The sequence below is a fragment of the Enhydrobacter sp. genome, assembly GCA_025808875.1.
Lineage (GTDB): Bacteria > Pseudomonadota > Alphaproteobacteria > Reyranellales > Reyranellaceae > Reyranella.
In genome coordinates this window covers 2,718,513-2,737,581 of the sequence record CP075528.1, presented here as the reverse complement: position 1 = coordinate 2,737,581, position 19,069 = coordinate 2,718,513, and the positions used below count along the sequence as shown (strand labels likewise).

21 protein-coding genes are annotated in these 19,069 nt (G+C 67.9%); 13 read left to right on the top strand and 8 right to left on the bottom strand.

The window, feature by feature from the left end:
• Nucleotide 1 precedes the first annotated feature (1 nt).
• The 3 genes from KIT25_13600 to KIT25_13590 all read left to right on the top strand — a co-directional run bounded on the left by KIT25_13600 (nt 2) and on the right by KIT25_13590 (nt 2,563).
• Entirely contained in the window at nt 2-946 is a 945-nt protein-coding gene (locus KIT25_13600) for an ABC transporter ATP-binding protein (protein ID UYN93102.1), read from the top strand.
• Nucleotides 936-1,901: an ABC transporter permease subunit gene (locus tag KIT25_13595; GenBank protein ID UYN93101.1), complete on the top strand. Its 966-nt coding sequence runs from the start codon at nt 936-938 to the stop codon at nt 1,899-1,901. The genes KIT25_13600 and KIT25_13595 overlap by 11 nt, the downstream gene beginning before the upstream one ends.
• Before the next feature lie 113 nt (nt 1,902-2,014).
• A complete protein-coding gene (locus KIT25_13590) occupies nt 2,015-2,563 on the top strand; it encodes a hypothetical protein (protein UYN93100.1) in 549 nt (182 codons plus the stop codon).
• On the opposite strand, the gene KIT25_13585 is transcribed toward KIT25_13590, so the two are convergent.
• From KIT25_13585 to KIT25_13575, 3 genes are read right to left on the bottom strand one after another with little or no spacing between them, the layout of a single operon-like run.
• On the bottom strand, nt 2,547-3,230 hold the full coding sequence (locus KIT25_13585; protein ID UYN97932.1) for an RNA pseudouridine synthase: 684 nt from the start codon (nt 3,228-3,230) through the stop codon (nt 2,547-2,549). The two genes, KIT25_13590 and KIT25_13585, sit on opposite strands and share 17 nt — an antisense overlap.
• A gap of 32 nt (nt 3,231-3,262) precedes the next feature.
• Entirely contained in the window at nt 3,263-4,687 is a 1,425-nt protein-coding gene (locus KIT25_13580; protein ID UYN97931.1) for an amidase, read from the bottom strand.
• Nucleotides 4,684-5,862, bottom strand: a complete 1,179-nt coding sequence (locus tag KIT25_13575; GenBank protein ID UYN97930.1) for a fumarylacetoacetate hydrolase family protein — start codon at nt 5,860-5,862, stop codon at nt 4,684-4,686. Before KIT25_13575 ends, KIT25_13580 begins: the two co-directional genes overlap by 4 nt.
• Between KIT25_13575 and KIT25_13570 the strand changes: the two genes are divergently transcribed.
• From KIT25_13570 to KIT25_13550, 5 genes are all read left to right on the top strand, one after another.
• Nucleotides 5,861-6,802 (top strand): dihydrodipicolinate synthase family protein, encoded by a 942-nt coding sequence (locus KIT25_13570; GenBank protein ID UYN93099.1) that lies wholly within the window; start codon nt 5,861-5,863, stop codon nt 6,800-6,802. The genes KIT25_13575 and KIT25_13570 overlap by 2 nt on opposite strands.
• 44 nt (nt 6,803-6,846) lie before the next feature.
• On the top strand, nt 6,847-7,218 hold the full coding sequence (locus KIT25_13565) for a VOC family protein (GenBank protein UYN93098.1): 372 nt from the start codon (nt 6,847-6,849) through the stop codon (nt 7,216-7,218).
• Nucleotides 7,219-7,416: 198 nt separating this feature from the next.
• A complete protein-coding gene (locus KIT25_13560; protein ID UYN93097.1) occupies nt 7,417-7,875 on the top strand; it encodes a GNAT family N-acetyltransferase in 459 nt (152 codons plus the stop codon).
• Between the two features lie 10 nt (nt 7,876-7,885).
• Entirely contained in the window at nt 7,886-8,095 is a 210-nt protein-coding gene (locus KIT25_13555; GenBank protein UYN93096.1) for a GNAT family N-acetyltransferase, read from the top strand.
• A 50-nt stretch (nt 8,096-8,145) separates the two neighbouring features.
• Nucleotides 8,146-9,009, top strand: a complete 864-nt coding sequence (locus KIT25_13550) for an isocitrate lyase/PEP mutase family protein (GenBank protein UYN93095.1) — start codon at nt 8,146-8,148, stop codon at nt 9,007-9,009.
• A 6-nt stretch (nt 9,010-9,015) separates the two neighbouring features.
• Here KIT25_13550 and KIT25_13545 read toward each other — a convergent pair whose 3' ends face one another.
• The 4 genes from KIT25_13545 to KIT25_13530 all read right to left on the bottom strand — a co-directional run bounded on the left by KIT25_13545 (nt 9,016) and on the right by KIT25_13530 (nt 13,291).
• On the bottom strand, nt 9,016-9,489 hold the full coding sequence (locus KIT25_13545; protein ID UYN93094.1) for a hypothetical protein: 474 nt from the start codon (nt 9,487-9,489) through the stop codon (nt 9,016-9,018).
• 16 nt (nt 9,490-9,505) lie between these two features.
• A complete protein-coding gene (locus KIT25_13540; GenBank protein ID UYN93093.1) occupies nt 9,506-10,123 on the bottom strand; it encodes a glutathione S-transferase family protein in 618 nt (205 codons plus the stop codon).
• A gap of 73 nt (nt 10,124-10,196) precedes the next feature.
• Nucleotides 10,197-11,732: a long-chain fatty acid--CoA ligase gene (locus KIT25_13535; protein ID UYN93092.1), complete on the bottom strand. Its 1,536-nt coding sequence runs from the start codon at nt 11,730-11,732 to the stop codon at nt 10,197-10,199.
• On the bottom strand, nt 11,732-13,291 hold the full coding sequence (locus KIT25_13530) for a long-chain fatty acid--CoA ligase (protein ID UYN93091.1): 1,560 nt from the start codon (nt 13,289-13,291) through the stop codon (nt 11,732-11,734). The genes KIT25_13535 and KIT25_13530 overlap by 1 nt, the downstream gene beginning before the upstream one ends.
• Nucleotides 13,292-13,351: 60 nt before the next feature.
• Here KIT25_13530 and KIT25_13525 point away from each other — a divergent pair, with 60 nt between their 5' ends.
• Genes KIT25_13525 through KIT25_13505 form a run of 5 tightly spaced genes read left to right on the top strand, consistent with a single transcriptional unit; the run spans nt 13,352 to nt 18,273 of the window.
• Nucleotides 13,352-14,587: a cytochrome P450 gene (locus tag KIT25_13525; protein ID UYN93090.1), complete on the top strand. Its 1,236-nt coding sequence runs from the start codon at nt 13,352-13,354 to the stop codon at nt 14,585-14,587.
• Nucleotides 14,588-15,298: a serine/threonine-protein phosphatase gene (locus KIT25_13520; protein UYN93089.1), complete on the top strand. Its 711-nt coding sequence runs from the start codon at nt 14,588-14,590 to the stop codon at nt 15,296-15,298.
• A complete protein-coding gene (locus tag KIT25_13515) occupies nt 15,295-16,293 on the top strand; it encodes an asparaginase (GenBank protein UYN93088.1) in 999 nt (332 codons plus the stop codon). The genes KIT25_13520 and KIT25_13515 overlap by 4 nt, the downstream gene beginning before the upstream one ends.
• The gene (locus KIT25_13510; GenBank protein UYN93087.1) at nt 16,290-17,489 is read left to right on the top strand and encodes a class I SAM-dependent RNA methyltransferase; all 1,200 of its coding nucleotides are present in this window, start codon (nt 16,290-16,292) and stop codon (nt 17,487-17,489) included. The genes KIT25_13515 and KIT25_13510 overlap by 4 nt, the downstream gene beginning before the upstream one ends.
• Before the next feature lie 19 nt (nt 17,490-17,508).
• Nucleotides 17,509-18,273, top strand: a complete 765-nt coding sequence (locus KIT25_13505) for an SDR family oxidoreductase (GenBank protein UYN97929.1) — start codon at nt 17,509-17,511, stop codon at nt 18,271-18,273.
• Between the two features lie 7 nt (nt 18,274-18,280).
• On the opposite strand, the gene xth is transcribed toward KIT25_13505, so the two are convergent.
• Entirely contained in the window at nt 18,281-19,066 is a 786-nt protein-coding gene (xth, locus tag KIT25_13500) for an exodeoxyribonuclease III (GenBank protein ID UYN93086.1), read from the bottom strand.
• Between the last annotated feature and the right edge of the window lie 3 nt (nt 19,067-19,069).

Sequence of the window (19,069 nt, the reverse complement as noted above, 5' to 3'; positions counted from 1 at the left end):
CATGACCGACAACGTCATCGAAACGCGCGGGCTGCTGAAGCTCTATGGCGCCGCCCGCGCGGTCGACGCCATAGACCTCGCCATCCGTCGCGGCGAGATCTTCGGCCTGCTCGGCCCCAACGGCGCCGGCAAGACGACGACCATCCTGATGATGCTCGGCCTCACCGAGACGAGCGGCGGATCGGTCAGCGTGCTGGGGTTCGACCCGGTTCGCCAGCCCCTGCAGGTCAAGCGCCGCGTCGGCTATCTGCCGGACGCCGTCGGCTTCTACGATCAGCTGACGGCGCGCGAGAACCTGACCTACACGGCGAGGCTGCTCGACATCCCGCGGCGCGAGATCGACGCCCGGATCATGGAAGCGATGAACAGCGTCCAGCTGGCCGACGTGGTCGACAAGCGCGTGTCGACCTTCTCGCGCGGCATGCGCCAACGGCTGGGCATCGCCGAGATCGTCATGAAGCGGGCCGAGGTGGCGATCCTCGACGAGCCGACATCGGGCCTCGACCCGCACGCCACGCACGAGCTCCTCGAGATGATCCGCGGCCTGAAGAAGCGGGGCGTGGCCGTCCTGATCAGCTCGCATCTGCTGGATCGCGTGCAGAGCGTCTGCGACCGGGTGGCGCTGTTCAACAAGGGCAAGATCGCGCTGATGGGCACCGTCGTCGAACTGGCCAACCAGGTGCTGGGTGCGGGCCATCCCGTCCTCGTCGAAGCCGGCGGTGGCGGCGACATCGCCGCCATCCTGCGGGACATCGAGGGTGTTCAGCAGGTCGTGGCCGACGGTGAGGGCGCCTGGCGGGTCGTCGCCGACCGCGACGTGCGTGCGACGGTGGCGCAACGCGTGGTCGCGGCCGGAGGGTCGCTGACCCGTCTGGCGCAGCTCCAGCCCAGTCTCGAGGAGGTCTACACCCGGTACTTCCAGGAGGAGGCGCGTCGTGCGGCGTGAGGGTTCGCCTTTTACCGGCCTCGGGCCGGTGTTCATCAAGGAGCTGTCCGACCATCTGACCAGCATGCGGATGATGGTGCTGACGCTGTTCGTGGTGGTGTTCGGCGCGCTGCCGGTGGGCTTCACGCTCCAGGCCCTGCGCAACGTCATCGAGTCGGACGCCTATCTGTTCCTGCGCATCTTCACGGTGGCGCCCGACCGCGTCGGCATCTCCTTCATCGCCGCGTTGAGCTTCGTGATCCCGTTGATGGCGATCGGGCTCGGCTTCGATTCGGTGAACAGCGAGTTCAACCGCCGGACGCTCTCGCGCGTGCTGTCCCAGCCGATCTATCGCGACGCGCTGCTGCTCGGCAAGTTCCTGGGCGGGCTGGCGACGCTCACTGTCGCGCTGTCCGCTCTGTTCCTGATCGTGTTCGGGTCGGGGCTGCTGCTGCTCGGCCTGCCGCCGCGCGGCGTCGAAGTGGCGCGCGCACTCGGCTTCCTCGTCGTGGCGATCGCCTATGGCGGTGTGTGGCTGGCCGTGTCGATGCTGTTCTCGGTGATCTTCCGCTCGACGGCGACGTCGGCGCTTTGCGCGCTCGGGCTCTGGCTGTTCTTCTTCATCCTGTGGCCGCTGATCGCGCAGGCCATCACCGTGGGCTTCGCGCCGGCGCAGTTCCGCAGCGCCGAAGAGGTCTTGGCGGTCGAACAGTTCGGCCTGGCGCTGGGAAGGCTCTCCCCGGGCACCCTGTTCAGCGAGGCCGTCATCGCCCTGCTCAATCCGGAGACGCGGGCGTTCGGCGACCTGTCCAACCTGGTGCTGGCGCAGTCGCGCGGCACCATCCCCAACGCACCGCTGCCGCTCAGCCAGAGCCTGTTGCTGATCTGGCCGCAGGTGACGGGCCTGGTCGCCGGCATGATCGTGGTGTTCGCGGCCGCCTACGTGATCTTCCAGCGCGAGGAAGTGCGCGCCTGATCGGCTGGACCGCCGCCGCCGCGAAGAACAACGCGCGCTGGTGCGATGCGGTCTGTCGGGCGGCGGGGAAGCCCGGGCGGTTCCTGCCGCATGCCTGGGTCAATGCCGAGCCGGTGCCGCGCTTCTACCCCAACGTCGTCACTCTGGCGCGCGGCGCGGCCGATGTCGCCGAGCAGCTGACCGCCGTGGACATCCTCGCGGCGTCGAATTTGCCGGGCCGTTGGGCGGTGAAGGACTGCTTCAATGCGCTCGACCTGTCGCGGCGCGGCTTCGATGTCCTGCTCGAGGCGTCGTGGATCAGGGGCGTCATGCCGGCGCTCGACGCGCCGTCGACCGACATCGTCTGGCAACGCGAGGTGGAGGCGCCGGCGTCCCTGCCTTTCGACGATCCGGCCTTCGCCATGTTCACCGGCTGGCGGGGCTTTCGCATCGTCGCGGGCGGCATGCTGTACCGCGCCGAAGGCGTCGTCGGCCTGTCGAACGTCGTGGCCGACGCGGTCGACGCCGTCGCCGTATTCCGGTCGCTGACCCTTCTGTCGGCGCAGACCTTTCCGCGCCTGCCCGTCGTTGGCTACGAGTCGGGAGGCGAACTGCAGGCGGCACTCGATGCAGGCTTCGAACTCGGCGATCCGCTGCGCGTCTGGGTCAGGACGGGGGACTGAAGCCGCAGGCCGTCAGCGCCTTCAGCATGTGCGCCGGCGGCAGCGCCGTCACCGATATCGCCGGCTTGCTCTTGGACAGCGGCAGCACGATGGAGCGGGCGTGAAGATGCAGTCCGTGGCTCCGGTCGGCGGCGTCTCCGTAGAGGCGGTCGCCGACGATCGGGCAGCCCGCGGCGGCGCAATGAACGCGAAGCTGGTGCGTGCGGCCGGTTTCGGGCGCCAGTTCCAGCCAGCTCATGCCGGGGGCGCGTCCAAGGACCCTGTAGCGGGTGATCGCGACCTGGCCCTTGTCCGACACCTTCACCGACCAGCCGCTGCGCGTATTCACCTTGAGGAGCCTGCCGTCGAACACGCCTTCCTCCGCCGGCGGCGCGCCGTCGACCACGGCCCAGTAGATCTTCTCGGTGTCGCGGCCGGAGAACAGGCGCCCGAGCTTGGCGAGCGCCTTGGGATGGCGGCCGAGCACCAGCACACCCGACGTGTCGGCATCGAGGCGATGGGCCAGCGCCGGCGGCCGTGGCAGGCCGTAGCGCAGGGCGTCGAAGCATTCCTCGAGGTTCGGCGCACCGCTCGGACCGGCGTGAACCGCGAGACCGGCCGGCTTGTCGATCACCAGGATCAGGCCGTCGCGGTGCAGCACGCGCGACTGGATTTCCTCTGCCGTCAGGGGGGGCGGCCTCTTGGCCGGCGCGGGTCGCCTCAGAGGTCGGGCCATCGGTCGAGCCAGTTCTCGCTCGCCTCGTAGAGCGCGGCGATGCGCAGAACCGAGGCATCGTCGCGAAACCGGCCGACGAACTGCAGCCCGATCGGCAGGCCCGCGCCGTCGAAGCCGCAGCAGATCGTGAGCGCCGGGTGGCCGGTGATGTTGAACGGCATGGTGTAGGGAAACCAGTTGCGCCTGAGCTCGCCGGCCTCGACATCGTCGATCCGGATCGGCTCGAAGAGATCCTGGTCGATCGGCAGGGCGGTCCGCGACAGGGTCGGCGTCACCAGGTAGTCGAAATTCTCGAACCAGCGCTGCACCATGCGGAAGATATCGGTGCGCTGGAACATCGCCTTCTGGTAGTCGGCGCCGCTCCATTCCTCGGCCATCGCGACCTGCCGCACCAGCGAGGCCGACATCCGGTTGTCGTCGCGGCGGATCATGTCGCCGAACCTGGCCCGCCAGGTGGTGTGGTTGATGACCTTCCACACCGGCTCCATCTCGGGCATCGGCTCGGTGAGCTCGACCAGCTCGGCGCCGAGTTCGCGCAGCCTGACGAGCGACGCCTCAAAGGCCGCCGCGACTTCCCTGGCGACGCGCTTGTTTCCGAGCGTCAGGCTGTAAAGCACGCGCTTGCCCTCGAGGTCGCCCTCGGCGCGCGCCGCCTGGAGGTAGTCCTGCGGCACGAGACCGATCGACCACGGATCGCTGGGATGCGGTCCGGCCATGGCCTGCAGCATCAACGCGGTGTCCATCACCGTGCGGGTCATCGGCGTCACGTAGGTGTAGTTGCCGAAGGCGTCGGCCACCTGGCTGTGCGGGATCACGCCGTTGCTCTGCTTCAGGCCGACCATGCCGTTGGCCGCGGCGGGGATGCGCGTCGAGCCGCCGCCGTCGGTGGCGACGCCGATCGGCCCGATGCCGGCGGCGACCGCGACCGCCGCGCCGCCGCTCGAGCCGCCCGACGTATGGTTCGCGCTCCAGGCATTGCGCGTGCGCCCGAACAACGGCGCGTCGGTCAGCGCCTTGTGGCCGAACTCCGGCGTCGTCGTCTTGCCGAACAGCACGGCGCCCGCCGCGCGCAGGCGGGCGGTGGCGACCGCGTCCTCCTTGGGAAGGTTGTTCTCGTGCAGCAGCGAGCCGAACGTGGTGCGCACGCCCGACGTGTTCACGAGATCCTTGGCGGCATAGGGGATGCCGTGCAGCAGGCCGAGCGGCTTGCCCTGCATCACGGCATCCTCGGCCTGGCTCGCCGCCAGCAGCGCATGGTCCGGCACCAGCGTGACGAAGCAATTCAGGACGGGCTGCAGCTTCTCGGCGCGCGCCAGCACCGCCCGTGTCAACTCGAGGGGCGAGACCTTCTTGGCGGCGATATGCTCGCGCAAGGTCGAGGCCGGCAACCGGCAGAGATCGCCGGTCATTTCAGCAGGCCGCGCGCCGCCAAATTCCGCATCAGCGCCGACGTTCCGAACGTCCACGGCGGGATCCTGTCGCAATGATTGACCCGGTTGGTCAGCGTGCCGAGCTTGGGCGAGCGGATCGAAACGGTGTCGCCGACGACGTGGGTGAAGCCCAGCCCGCCCGGCTTGCGCGCCTCGGTCGGCGCGAAGAGCGTGCCCGTCATCAACACCATGCCGTCTGGATAGGAGTGATGGCTGCCCATCGCCTGTGCCACCAGATCGGTCGGATCGCGGCTGATCTTCGACAGGTCGCTGGCACCGCGCAGGCGGAACTGGTCCGGCCCCGTCACCTCGAGCTCGACCTTGGCCTTGCGGACGTCGTCGAGCGAGAACGTATCGTCGAACAGGCGCACGAACGGTCCGACGGCGCAGGAGGCATTGTTGTCCTTGGCGATGCCGAGGAGCAGCGCGCTGCGGCCCTCCATGTCGCGCAGGTTGACGTCGTTGCCGAGCGTCGCGCCGACGATCCTGCCTCGTGCGCTCACCACCAGCGTCACTTCGGGCTCGGGATTGTTCCAGTCGCTGTCGGTGCGGATGCCGATCTCCGCGCCGTAGCCGACGGCGGCCATCGGCGGCGCCTTGGTGAAGATCTCGGCGTAGGGGCCGATGCCGACCTCGAGATAGGGCGACCACGCGCCGCGCGCCATCAGGGTCTTCTTCAGGGCCTCGGCCTCGGGCGAGCCCGGCTTGATGGTGGAGACGTCGGCGCCGATGATGCCGTTCAGCTCCCCGCGCACGCGCTCGGCACGCGCCGGATCGCCCTTCGCATGTTCCTCGATCAGCCGTTCGAGCAGGCTGACGGCGAAGGTGACGCCCGCGGCCTTGATCGCCTGAAGGTCGATGGGGGCGAGCAGGGCCGGGATCGTCTCCTCGAGCGAACCGAGCCGCATGCCGGCGGTACGCGCAAGCGCCACGGGATCTTCGGCGTTGCACAGGTCGGACACGGTGGGCGCTGCAGCCGTGATGTCGAAGACGCCGTCCTTCCGGACCGAGATGACACTTGGCCCGGCCGCCGTTGTCGCGCGGCCGACCAGCGTGCCCGCATAGCCGTCTTCAGGAAGTATTTCTGCTGCCACTGGACGTCCCCGGCGCTTCGTTGCACAAAAGGCGACTTGTTTCGGGAGAAATAAAATCATGGCCGCTGCGCGGATCAAAGGCGTTCTTTCGCCGGTCGTCACCCCCTTCAAGCGCGACCTCTCCCCCGACGTCGGCCGGTTCATCGCGCATTGCAGGTGGCTGCTGAGCCAGGATTGCGGCCTGGCCGTGTTCGGCACCAACTCCGAAGCCAATTCGATGTCGGCCGACGAGCGCATGGGGCTTCTGGAGGCCGCGGTCTCCGCGGGCGTGCCGACCGATCGCATGATGCCGGGCACCGGTGCCTGCTCGATCACCGAGGCGGCCAAGGTCAGCGCCCATGCGACCAAGCTCGGCGTCGGTGGCGTGCTGATGTTGCCGCCCTTCTACTACAAGGGCGTGCCGGAGGACGGATTGTTCCGCTTCTTCTCGGAAGTCGTGCAGAGGGTCGGCGACGACCGCTTGCGCGTCTACCTCTATCACATCCCGCCGGTGTCGGCCGTGCCGATCACCCACAAGCTGGTCGAGCGGCTGATGAAGGCCTACCCGAAGCAGATCGCCGGCATGAAGGATTCGTCCGACGACTGGCCGCATACCAAGAGCATGATCGATGCTTTCGCCAAGGACGGCTTCGACGTCTTCTCGGGCAACGAGAAGCCGCTGATCGACAACGTGAAGTCGGGCGGTGCGGGCTGCATCAGCGCCACCGCCAACATCAATCCCGGCAAGATCGCCGAGACCTACAGGAAGTACGCCACGCCGGAAGGTGACAAGCTGCAGGCCTGGATCAACGAGGTGCGCGGTGTCATGCAGGGTTACGTCATGATCCCGGCGCTGAAATATTGCATCGCCCACTACGGTTCGGACGCGGCCTGGACGCCGGTCCGTCCGCCGCTGGTCGAGACCGACGAGAAGGCCGGCAAGGACATGATCGCCAAGCTCGACAAGCTCGGCTTCACCATGCCCGGTCTCAAGCAGGCGATGGCGGTGGCGGCGGAGTAGCCGTCACGGTTGACCTTGGCACCTTCGACCACGTCACGCTGCTCGTGCGGGATCTCGACGCGGAGACCGCGACATATCGTGATCTCTACCGGGCGGAGGTCTCGCCGACGGAACGCATCGAGCGATACGGGTGTTCATCCGCCTTCGTCGATCTCGGCTATACGCGGCTACGGCTGTTGCAGCCGGATCAGGACTCGCGGTTGGTTGGCCTAGTCGCGGCGCACGAATGGGCAGGCGCCGTGCACCACGTCTGCCACAAGGTCGCTGACGTGGTAGTCGTGCGCGATCAGCTTCTGGATGAAGGTTATCGACCGCTGAGCGGCGACGAGATCAAGCAGACCACCGATGGCAAGCGTGTGGTGTTCATGCGCCCGGCCGACGGCAACGGGCCGCTGCTCAAGCTGGAGGAGTGGTAGCGCCCGCATTGACAGAGGCGTTTGGCGCGGGATATACAAAGCGCATGCACACGAACCTGCTCCAGAAGGGTTGGTACTTTACGTCGCCAAAATAGGCGGCGCGAAGGGTTGTGACCTGACGAAGCCGCCGCTTCCCGGCGGCTTCTGTGTTTCTGGAGAGGGCCTCCGGGTCGCGGCGAGACCGCAACGGAGGATGAGATGTCGACCAGCGATGAGGATGTAGAAGCTGCCGCACCGGTGCCGATCCGCGTGCGCCTCGCGGGTCCGCGCGATTGCGAGGACCTCTGCGTGTTGCTGGCCAATCCGGACCATGCCCGTGAGCAGGTCATGGCGTGGCTGGAGAGCCCCGACACGACCTTGCTGGTGGCGCAAAGCGAGATCGGCATCCTGGGCGTGGCCGTGCTGCTGACCCGCATCGTGCCGCTGGATGGCGGCGGAGCGCACAAGGTGGTCGAGGTCGACAACCTCATGGTGCGCGAAGATCTGCGCGGCCGGCGCATCGGCCGGCGCCTGCTCGCCGCGGCCGTCGAATGGTCGCGCCAGCGGCGTGCCACCCACGTCGAGGCGGTGGTGGGCGAGGTCAACCGCGACGCCAAGCGCTTCTACGAAAGCTTCGGCTTCGCGGCGGCGAGCGATCGCCTGGTGCTGGCGGCGTGAGCGCCGGGCCTTGACCCGCCCGCCGTCGGCATTTGCCGGCGCCGTTCCGCGCAAGGTCATCGAGCTCGACGATCTGGCGGTCCGCGCCGGCTGGCGCAGCCGCGGCGTCGGCCATCTCCTGTTGGAGGTGTCGGTGCATGGCTTCAATCGCGATGCGCGGCGGTTCTACGAGAAATTCGGTTTCGCAGCCTCGATAGACCGTCTCATGCTGGCCGCGTGAGGATTGGCGACCTATCCTCCCGACCGACTGTCACCGGGAGGAAAGTGTCGATGAACGCGCCTGATCGTTTGCGTGCCCTGCTGGCCGAGCCCGGCCTGATCGTGATGCCGGCCGTGTGGGACGGCATCAGCGCCAAGCTCGCGGCATCGGCGGGTTTCAAGACGGCCTTCCTGTCCGGCTCCTGCGTCGCGGCGAGTCGTCTCGGCGGACCCGACCTCGACCTCGTGTCGTTTGGCGAGATGTTCGATTCCTTCAATATGGTGCACGCCGCCGCGCCGCAAACGCTCGTCCTCGCGGACGGCGATCACGGCTACGGCAACGCCATGAACGTCCAGCGCACGGTGCGAGCCTATGGCCGCGCCGGCGCCGCCGCCGTCCTGATCGAGGACAAGATCACGCCGCGCGCGCTCACCGCCGCCGGCAAGCCATGCCTGCCGCGCGAGGAGGCGCGCATGAAGATCCGCGCCGCCGTCCAGGCCGCCCGGGAGTCGGGCATCCTCGTGCTGGCGCGCACCGATTGCCGGCCGACACAGGGCATCGACGAGGCGGTCGCGCGTATCGAGATGTATGTCGAGGAGGGTGCCGACATCCTGTTCCTCGATTCGCCCGCCGATGAGGGCGAGGTCCAGCGCGCCATCAAGGCGGCGAAGGGCAAGCCTTCGTTCGCCGTGCTGTCGCCGGGCGCGCCGCGCGCGACGCCCTCGCAGAAGGAAGCCGCCGCGTTGGGCTTCAAGATCGGCACCTACCCGACGGGAATGCTGTCGCCCGCCATCGCGGGCATGAAGGCCGGATTGGCCGCCCTGGCAGCGGGTGAGGCGGAGACGAAGAGCGCTCTGCCGCCGGCGGAACTGCGAACGACGCTCGGCTATCCCGACTACGACGCGCAGGCCAAGCCGTTCATCATCGCAAGCTGAACTTGGCTATCCCGCCAGCTCGAACACCACGTAGTAGGCCGCGGCGATCCAGGCCGCGCCGCTCAACACCAGAGAGATGACGAAGACGGCGAAAATCACCCGTCCTCGCTTGTTGATTCTGGCGCGTGGATGGGCCAGCGCAAGGAGCTCGAGCGCGAACCAGAACGGAAAGGCGAGCATGCGGGCAACGAACGGCTCGCGACGGAACGCATTGCGATAGTCGCGTGCGAAAGTATGGCCGGCCGCCAGCCGCGGCTCGGCCTGGCTTGCCGGCTGACCGCCGTCGGGCGCTCTCGGTCGAGCGCCGCCGGACGAAGCGGCGGGTTCCTCGATGGGCGATACGCCAAGAATGGCATCCCAGGTCGTCCGGTGCTGCCGGAGCAGGTCGTTGGACTTGCGGATCGCCGCCAGAGCCTCGGCGTCGTGCTGGCTGAGCGTGAGGTTCAGCAGCTTGGCCAGCCGGTCCTTGTCCAACTCCACGCCGTGCTCCTCCCGACTAGGCAGGCTCCTTGTCGCGTGCCTCCCACATTCTCCTGAATGCCGGGCGGGCATGGCAAGCGGCCAGCCAGCTCTTGACCCTCGGTGCGGCATCGAACAACGCCGTCGCGCCCTGGGCGTAGCGCACGATTTCGGCGGTGTTGATATCGGCCACCGTGAAGCGGCTGCCGACCAGGAAGCCGGAGGCGAGGGCCGCGTCGAGGACCGAGAAGGGCCCGCGCAGGGCCGCCATCGCCGTCTCGGTGACACCGTTCTGCAACAGCGAGAGCGCCGGGCTTTCGACCTCCGTGGCCGCCCAAAGCGCCCACATCGTCATTTGGCCGTCTTCGAGGACGTTCGCCGGCGCCAGCGGCCCGCCATGCTTCTTGGCGAGGTAGAGGTTGATGGCCAGCGACTCGTGCAGAATCACGCCCTCGTCGTCGACCGACGGGATGTGGCCGTTCGGGTTTACCTTCAGGAACTCCGGCGACCGGGTGTGGATCGTGCCGGGCGGAGCGGGCTCCTTGACGCGGTAGTGCTGGATCACCGGCACCTGCTTGAAGGGAATGCCCAACTCGTGGGCCAGCCAGATATTGCGCGACGCGCGGGAACGATGGACGCCGTAGATGGTCAGCATGGTGGCAACGTCTATAGCCGAGTTCGTGGGCGCTTCAACGCGCAGACCCGCTCGGCCTGTGAATGAACCCGGTTCAGGTGATCGCCGGTTTGCCGGCGCCGACGTAGTGCTGCCTCAGCTCGCGCTTCAGGACCTTGCCGGTGGCATTGCGGGGCAACGCGTCGACGAAGGCGACGGATTGCGGCACCTTGAACTTCGCCAGTCTGCCGAGGCAATGCCGGATCACGTCGGCCTCCTCGAGGCGGCCGTCGGGTTTGCGCACGACGATCGCCATGCCGACTTCGCCCCAGCGCTCGTTGGGCACGCCGATGATCGCCGCGTCGGCGACCTGCGGCAGTTGAAACAGGACGTTCTCGACCTCGGCGGGATAGACGTTCTCGCCGCCCGAGATGTACATGTCCTTCCAGCGATCGACGATGTAGACGAAACCCTCGTCGTCGAGGCGCGCCGCGTCGCCCGTGTGCAGCCAGCCGTCGGTGAAGGCGGCAGCCGTCGCCTCGGGCTTGTTCCAATAACCGGGGGTGATGTTGGGGCCCTTGATCAGCAGCTCGCCGATGCCCCCTTGGGGTACGTCGTGCCCCCGGTCGTCGACGACGCGGATTGCCGTGTGCATCATCGCCTTGCCGGCCGACCCGACCTTGCGGATGGCGTCGGCCGCGTCGAGCATCGTGCCCGCGGGACTGGTTTCGGTCATACCCCAGCCTTGCACCAGCGGCACGCCCCGCGCGCTCCAGCCTTCGAGGATCGCCAGCGCGCAAGGGGCGCCGCCGACGCCGGCGATCTGCAGTCGCGACAGGTCGGCGCCCTGGAACTTCGGGTGCTGCATCATGAACTGATAGGGCGCCGGCACGCCGAAGAAGTGGGTGATGCCCAGCGACCGGTCGGAGATGCAATCGAGCGCCTGACCCGGATCGAAGGTGCGCATGATCAGGATCGTCCCGCCCGCGTGCAGGACCGGGTTGGCGTAGCAATTGAGGCCGCCGGTATGGAACAGCGGCAGCACGACCAACTGGACGGTGCGCGGGGAAATGAGCGCCGGAATGCCGAGATTGACGGCGTTCCAGAAGTTCATGCCGTGCGTGATGATGGCGCCCTTGGGATGCCCCGTGGTGCCCGACGTGTACATCACCATGGCGATGTCGTCGTGAGTCAGCGGGAGTGCCGCCGGAGGAGTTCCGGCCTCGGCGAGGGCGCGCTCGTAGGCGCTGTCGGGCAGCTCGTGGTCGATCTCCAGCCGGTTTTCCGAGAGGGCGTTGGCCTGGGCGGCGAAACTCGCATCGTGCAGCAGCAGCTTCGGACTTGAATCACCCAGGATGTATTCCAGCTCCGGCACGGTGAGCCGCCAGTTGAGCGGCAGCATGATCGCACCGAGCCGGCCGCAGGCGAACTGCAGCTCGAAGTACTCCGCGCAGTTGGGGGCGAGCAGCGCGACCCTGTCGCCGCGGCCAATGCCGCGCTCGGTGAGCGCGGCGGCGAGCCGGCTCGTGCGGCGATCGACGTCGGCATAGGTGAGCCGCCGGCGGGTGTGCAGGTCGTGGATGGCGAGCTGGCCGGGGCGCCGGCCGGCGTGATGGGCGATCCAGTCGTAGTAGGGAGGAATGCCGGGCATCAGTTGACGGCCTTGCCGTAGCCTTTCCAGTAGGGCTCGCGAAGTTCGCGCTTCAGCACCTTGCCAGCACCGGAGAGCGGGAGCGGCGCGTCGCGGAACTCGACGCTGCGCGGGCACTTGTAGCCCGCGATCTGGGTGCGGGAATGGGCGACCACGTCGTCCGCGGTGAGGGTGGCCCCCGGCTTGGGGACGACGATGGCATGCACACGCTCGCCCCAGCGCTCGTCGGGGACGCCGATCACCGCGACTTCCGCGACGCCGGCCAGCAGGGAGATGGCGTTCTCGACTTCGGCGGAATAGACGTTCTCGCCGCCGGAGATGATCATGTCCTTGAGGCGGTCGACGATGAAGAGAAAACCTTCCCCGTCCATGTAGGCGCCATCGCCCGAGTAGTACCAGCCGTCCTGCAGGACGGCGGCGGTCTCGGCGGGCTTGTTCCAGTAGCCCTTCATGATGTTGGCGCCGCGGATGGCGACCTCGCCCGTCGTGCCGGCCGGGACCTCCCGGCGGTCGGCGTCGACCACGCGCACTTCGCAGACGGGAGCCGCCTGGCCGCAGGACTTGAGGCGGCCTGCGTAGGGGCCGTCGAGAGTCGTGTAACGCGGGTCGAGCAGGGTCACGATGGGCGCCGCCTCGGTCATGCCATAGGCGTGCATGAAGCGGACACGCGGCATCACCTGCATCGCCGTGCGCAGCACGCCCTCAGGCATCGGCGATGCGCCGTAGAGGATGAAGGACAGCGAGGAGATGTCCGACTCGGTGAAGCGCGGATGGTTGACCAGCATGTTGACCATCGTCGGAACGAACTGTGCGTGGGTCACTTTCTCCGCTTCGATCGTCCGCAGCACCTCGACGGGGTCGAATCTCGGCACGAAGGCATGGCGTCCGCCCGCCATCGTCACGCCGAATGTCGAGGCGCCGTCGGCGAGGTGGAACATGGGGCCGGAGTGGATGTAGGTGGTGTCCGTGTCGAAGCCGATGCCGGCGACCGCGTTCAACGCGTTCACCACGAGATTGGTGTGGGTCAGCATGACGCCCTTCGACCGTCCGGTGGTGCCGCCGGTATAGAAGAGACCGGCGAGATCGTCGTTGGCGGCCTCGACATCCTCGACCGGGTCGTGCGCGGCGAGATCCTCGTAATGCAGGATGCCGTCGGGCGAGGCGATGTCGTCGAGCCAGATGGTTTCGCGTACGCCGGGCGTCTTTCCCTCGAGCGCGGTCAGGTGATGGGCCATCGCGCCATCGACGAACAAGGCGACCGCCCCCGAATCCGCCAGGATGTACTCGATCTCCGGCGCGGCCAGCCGCGTGTTGAGCGGTACCATCACGGCGCCGACCCACGGCAGGGCGTACATCAGTTCGAAGTAGCGGTCGCTGTTGAGAGCCAGGATGGCGACGCGATCGCCTCGGCCGATATGCAGCGTCGACAAGGCGCCGGCGACCCGGCTGACGCGCTCGGCGCATTGCGCCCAGGTGCGGTGCCGGCCGGCGAAGGCCGTGGCCGTGCGGCCGGGTTTCGTCTGAACGGCTCGCCTCAGACCTTGAGTCAACGAAAACATGAGCAATGCTAGGGGGACGCTCGTTCGCGCGGCAAGGGGGATCGTGCTAGACAAAATGCCATGAACGACATGACTCCGCCGCTTCCGGATGGCGGCCCGCTGGCCTTCAATCCGCTCGATCCGGATTTCATCGCCGATCCTTATCCGTTCTATCACCGACTGCGGGAAACCGCGCCCGTGTACAGGACGCCGATGGGCTTCTGGCTGCTGACGCGCTACGAGGACGTGGCGTTCGCGTTGCGCGACAAGCGCTTTGGCAAGGATTTCGCGGGCAATCTGGAGCGTCGCTACGGCCGCAACGTCATGGACGAGCCTGCGGTCGCCAACCTCGCCCGGACCATGCTGGTGCTCGATCCGCCCGATCACACGCGGTTGCGCGGGCTCGTGACCAAGGCCTTCACCGCCCGCCGCGTGGCCGACATGCGCCCGCGCGTGCGCGCATTGGTCGACGAGCAGCTCGATCGGGTGGCGGACCGGGGCAGCATGGACGTGATGCGCGATCTGGCGCACCGCCTGCCGGTCATCGTGATCTGCGACATGCTGGGCATTCCCGAGGACCATCGTGCGCCATTCCTGGCGGCGAGCAATGTCAACGGCCGCATCCTCGAGCCGATCCCGATGACCAGGGAGGAGATGGCGCAGGCCAATGCGCAGGCGATGGCGGGCAACATGTATTTCGACCAGCTCTGCGAACTGCGCCGCCGCGACCCGCAGGACGACCTGACCACCGAGCTCGTCAAGGCGGAGGAGGCGGGCGATCGGCTCAGCACCGAGGAACTGCGTGCGAACATGGCCCTGCTGTTCGGCGCCGGCCACGAGACGACGACGAACCTCATCGGCAACGGGCTGCTCGCACTGCACCGCAATCCCGACCAGTGGCAGCGGCTGAAGGACGATCCGTCGCTGATCGCCAACGCGATCGAGGAATTGCTGCGCTACGATTCCTCGGTCCAGCTGACCGGGCGGGTGACGATGGCGGAGGTCGAGGTCGGCGGCGTCAGGCTGGCGGCCGGCGAGAGCGTCATCATGCTCCTGGGCGCGGCCAATCGCGATCCCGCGCAGTATGCCGAACCCGACGAGCTCGACGTCGGCCGGCAGAACGTCCGGCCGATGTCGTTCGGCGGCGGCATTCATCATTGTCTGGGCGCGCAGCTCGCGCGCCTCGAGGCGGAGCTGGTGTTCACCGCGCTGGTCGAGCGGCTCCCGGGCATCGAACTGCCGGCAAAGGACAATCCCGAGTGGAAGCGCAGCTTCACCTTGCGGGGCCTCTCCAAACTCCCGGCGGTCTGGCACTAGATGGCCGCAGTGCGTTGGCAGGGCGAAGGCGCGCAGCATCAGGGCGGCCGTCCCTATCAGGAAGACAGCTGGGCGCTGCGAACCATGAACGACGGCACGTTGCTGGCGGTCGTTGCCGACGGCATGGGAGGCCATGCCGGCGGTGCCGTGGCGAGCAAGCTGGTGGTCGAGGCGCTGGTGGCGACGGTGGCGGCCGGCGGCAGCCTGTTGCAGGGCCTGCAGAAGGCCAACGAGGCGGTGGCGGCCGGGGCCGCCGGCAAGCCGGAGTTGGCGGGCATGGGATCGACGCTGATTGCCGTCCGGCTGAAAGGCAGCGAGATGGGGTGGATCAGTGTCGGCGATTCGCCCCTTTACCTCGTGGCGGAGGCCGGGCTCGAGCGCTTGAATGCCGACCATTCGATGGCACCGCAGATCGACGCATTGGCGAAGCGCGGGGTGATATCGGCCAGTGAAGCCGCCAATCATCCCGGTCGTCATACGCTCAGGGAAGCCGTGATGGGTCAGCCCCTCACGCTGATCGACGAGGGCAATCGCACCCTGCAGTCGGGCGCCCGCCTGCTGCTCTGCAGCGACGGCGTTCAAAGTCTCGCCGACGACAGGATCGCGGCGCATGCGTCGGGAACCGCCAGGTCGTTGATCGATGCCGTATTGGCGGTCGGCGCGCCGCACCAGGACAACATCACCGTGATCAAGCTGGAGGGCCGGCCATGAGCGGCCCGGTGATGGTCGAGGTCACGCGTGGGCCGGTCGTCGAGAGCCGTCACGAAGGCATCGCCGCCGTGGTCAAGCCGGACGGCAGCGTCGTTGCCGGCTGGGGCGACGTCGATGCGGCGATCCTGCCGCGCTCGGCCAACAAGCCGATCCAGGCTATGGCGTTCGTCGAAAGCGGAGCGGTGGAACGTTTCGGGCTGGGGGACGAGCACATCTCGCTGGCGTGCGCCTCCCACAATGGCGAGCGACGCCATGTCGAGACCGTCCGGGCGTGGCTGAACAGGATCGGCCTTGGCGAGGCGGATCTCGAATGCGGTACCCATGCGCCGCGATTGCAATCGAGCATCGAGGCGCTGGTGCGCGATGGCGCGGTCGCGACGCCGGCCTTCAACAATTGCTCGGGCAAGCACAGCGGCTTCCTGTCGACCGCGGTCGTCTATGGCGAGCCGACCAAGGGCTACATCGGGTACGGCCATCCGGTGCAGCGTCGGCTGCGCGAGATCATGACCGATCTCTGCGGGGTCGACGCCGGCGGCTTTCCGCATGGGACGGACGGGTGCGGCATCCCCACCCTCGCGACGCCGCTGCGCCGGCTCGCCCAGGCGATGGCGAACATGGCCGATCCGTCGCGCCTGTCGGATCGACACGCCGAAGCGGCGACCCGCATCCGGCGGGCGATGAACGCCGAGCCCTTCATGATGGCGGGCACCGGTCGCTTCTGCACGCGTGTCAACGGCGCGCTGCCAGGCGTCGCCCAGATCAAGACCGGGGCGGAGGGCGTCTACTGCGGCATGCTGCCCACCCTGGGGCTGGGCGTGGCGATCAAGATGTGGGACGGCGCGGGGCGCGCGGCGGAAGTCGCGATGGCGACGGTGCTTGGCCACCTGGGCGTCCTCCCGTCCGGCCTGAAGGACGAGCTCCTGCATCCACCGGTCAAGAACGTGGTCGGCCTGCTGGTCGGCGAAATGCGCCCGGCCAAGAGCTGGCTGGGGTGATCACGCTGGAGATTGCCGAAGTCGGCGCCCGTGGCGACGGCGTGGGCGAGTACGACGGCAAGCGCTACTTCGTCCCGTTCACGCTGCCGGGGGAAACGGTCGCAGCCGAACCGCGCGAGAGCAGGGGAGAAGGGGTGTCGGCCGCGCTCGTCGAGGTCCTCGCTCCGTCGCGCCATCGGGTCGAGGCACCGTGCCGGCATTTCGGCACGTGCGGCAACTGCGCGCTGCAGCACTGGCGGCTCGACGCCTATGCGGCGTGGAAATCCGACCTCATCAGGCGGGCCCTCGTCCGCCAGCGCGTGGATGTTCCGGCATTCGAGCCGATGCTGCACGGCCAGCCCGGCGAGCGCCGCCGCGCCGACGTCGTCGTGCGTCGCAACCTCGCGGGCTTCCACGAACGTGCCAGCCGCCACGCCTTCAATGTCGAGGAGTGCCACGTTCTCGTACCAAGGCTACTCGCGCTGCTGCCGGCGTTGCGCGCCCTCCCGTGGGGAGAGCTTGCGGCCGACGCCATCATCAACGACACCGATGCGGGTGCCGACGTCCTGTTGCGTCCGCACAGGAAGACGCTTCTATCGCTGGAGACCACGCGGAGGCTCGTTGCGTTCGCCGATGCGTCCGATCTGGCGCGGCTGAGCTGGGGTGAGCGCACCGATCCAGAGCCAATCGTGGTGCGCCGGATACCGCGGCTGGCTTACGGCGACAGGACGGTCGAGCCGCCGCCCGGCGTGTTCCTCCAGGCGACGAGGCGGGCCGAGCAGGCGATGCGACAGTCAGCGGCCGAGTGGCTGGCCGGCGCCGGCCGCATCGCCGACCTGTTCGCCGGCATCGGCGCGCTGACAATCGGCCGACCCTGGCGCTCGACCTTGTTCGATGGCGACAAGGCTGCTGTCGCGGCGGTATCGCGGTCGAACGCCGTCCGTCGCGACCTGTTCCGCAATCCCCTGCTCGCCGCGGAGTTCAAGCCGTTCGACGGCGTGGTGCTCGATCCGCCGCGGGCTGGCGCCGCGGCGCAAGTGAGCGAACTGGCCAGGTCCGGTGTTCCGCGAATCGTCTATGCCTCGTGCGATCCCGGCAGCTTCGCGCGCGACGCCCGAGTGTTGCAGGAGGCGGGCTACCGATTGGAGAAACTGAAACCCATCGACCAGTTCCTCTGGTCGGGGCATGTTGAGCTGATAGCGCTCTTCGTCAGGTGAATTCGGGGGAATTGCGATGATGTTCGATCTTTCCGGCAAGGTCGCGGTGGTGACCGGCGGCAGTCGCGGCATCGGCCGTTCGATTTGCGAGCAGATGGCGGCGCACGGCGCCAAGGTCGTCGTGTCGAGCCGCAAGCTGCCGGCCTGCGAGGAGGTCGTCACAGGCATCAAGGAGAAGGGTGGTGACGCCGTCGCGGTCGCCGCCAGCATCTCCGAAAAGGCCCAGCTCGAGAATCTCGTCGCCCAGGCACGAAAGGCCTACGGCAAGATCGACATCATGGTGTGCAACGCGGCCTCCAATCCCTACTTCGGCCCGCTCGCCGGCCTGAAGGAGGAGGTGTTCGCCAAGATCATGCAGAACAACGTCATGTCCAACCTCTGGCTGATGAACATGGTCGGGCCCGAAATGGCCGAGAGGAAAGATGGGGCCTTCATCGTCGTTTCCTCGATCGGCGCGCTCGTCGGTTCGGCGCACATCGCCGCCTACAACATGTCGAAGGCCGCCGACCTGTCGCTGGTGAAATCACTCGCCATGGAGTGGGGCAAGCACAACATCCGGGTCAACGCCATCGCCCCGGGCCTGATCCAGACGGACTTCGCCCGGGCGCTCTGGGAGAACCCGCAGATCCGTGGCGCGCAGGAGAGCAAGGCCGCGCTGAAGCGCATCGGCCAGCCCGACGACATCGGCGGCGTTGCCGTCTTCCTGGCCTCGCGCGCGGGGGCTTTCGTCTGCGGTCAATGCATTATCGCCGATGGCGGCGTCATCGGCTCGGGCGCCGAATAGGCGAGACTCAGGCGGCGTCGAGCTCGCACCAGACGGGGACGTGGTCCGACGCCTCGGGTCGACCGCGCTCCTCCTTGTCGATGCCGACGCCGGCGAGCCGGTCGGCCGCTTGCGGCGAGAGCAGGAGATGGTCGATGCGTAGCCCGTTGTTCCTCGGCCATGCACCGGCCTGGTAGTCCCAGAACGTGTACAGCACGTCGTCGGCGAGCATGGCCCGCACCGCGTCCGTCAGCCCGAGATTGAGCAGCGTGCGCAGCGCGGCACGCGACTGCGGCTGGCAGAGCGCATCATCGGCGAAGGCGGCGGGGCTGAACACGTCCAGGTCCGTCGGACAGACGTTGTAGTCGCCGCCCAGCACGAACATCTCCTCGCGCTTCAGCAGGGTGCGTGCCCGCTGGAGGAGGCGGTCCATCCACGCGATCTTGTAGACGAACTTCTCCGTGCCGATGGGATTGCCGTTGGGCAGGTAGAGACCGCCCACCGTGAGCGGCCCGCGGGCGGTCTGGACGCGGCCCTCGATGTAGCGGGCTGGTTCGTCGGCGGCCGGGTCGGGCAGGGTGCGCGCAGTGATCTCGACCGGATGCCTCGACAGCAGCGCTACGCCATTGAAGCCCTTCTGGCCGACGATCTCGGCCCTGTAGCCGGCCGCTTCGACCTCGAGGCGCGGGAACTGTGGCTCCTGCGCCTTGATTTCCTGCAGCACGACGATATCCGGTTGGGTGCGTTTCAGCCAATCGACGAGGTGTCCCGTGCGCTTGCGCACGGAATTGACGTTCCACGTCGCGATCTTCATCGC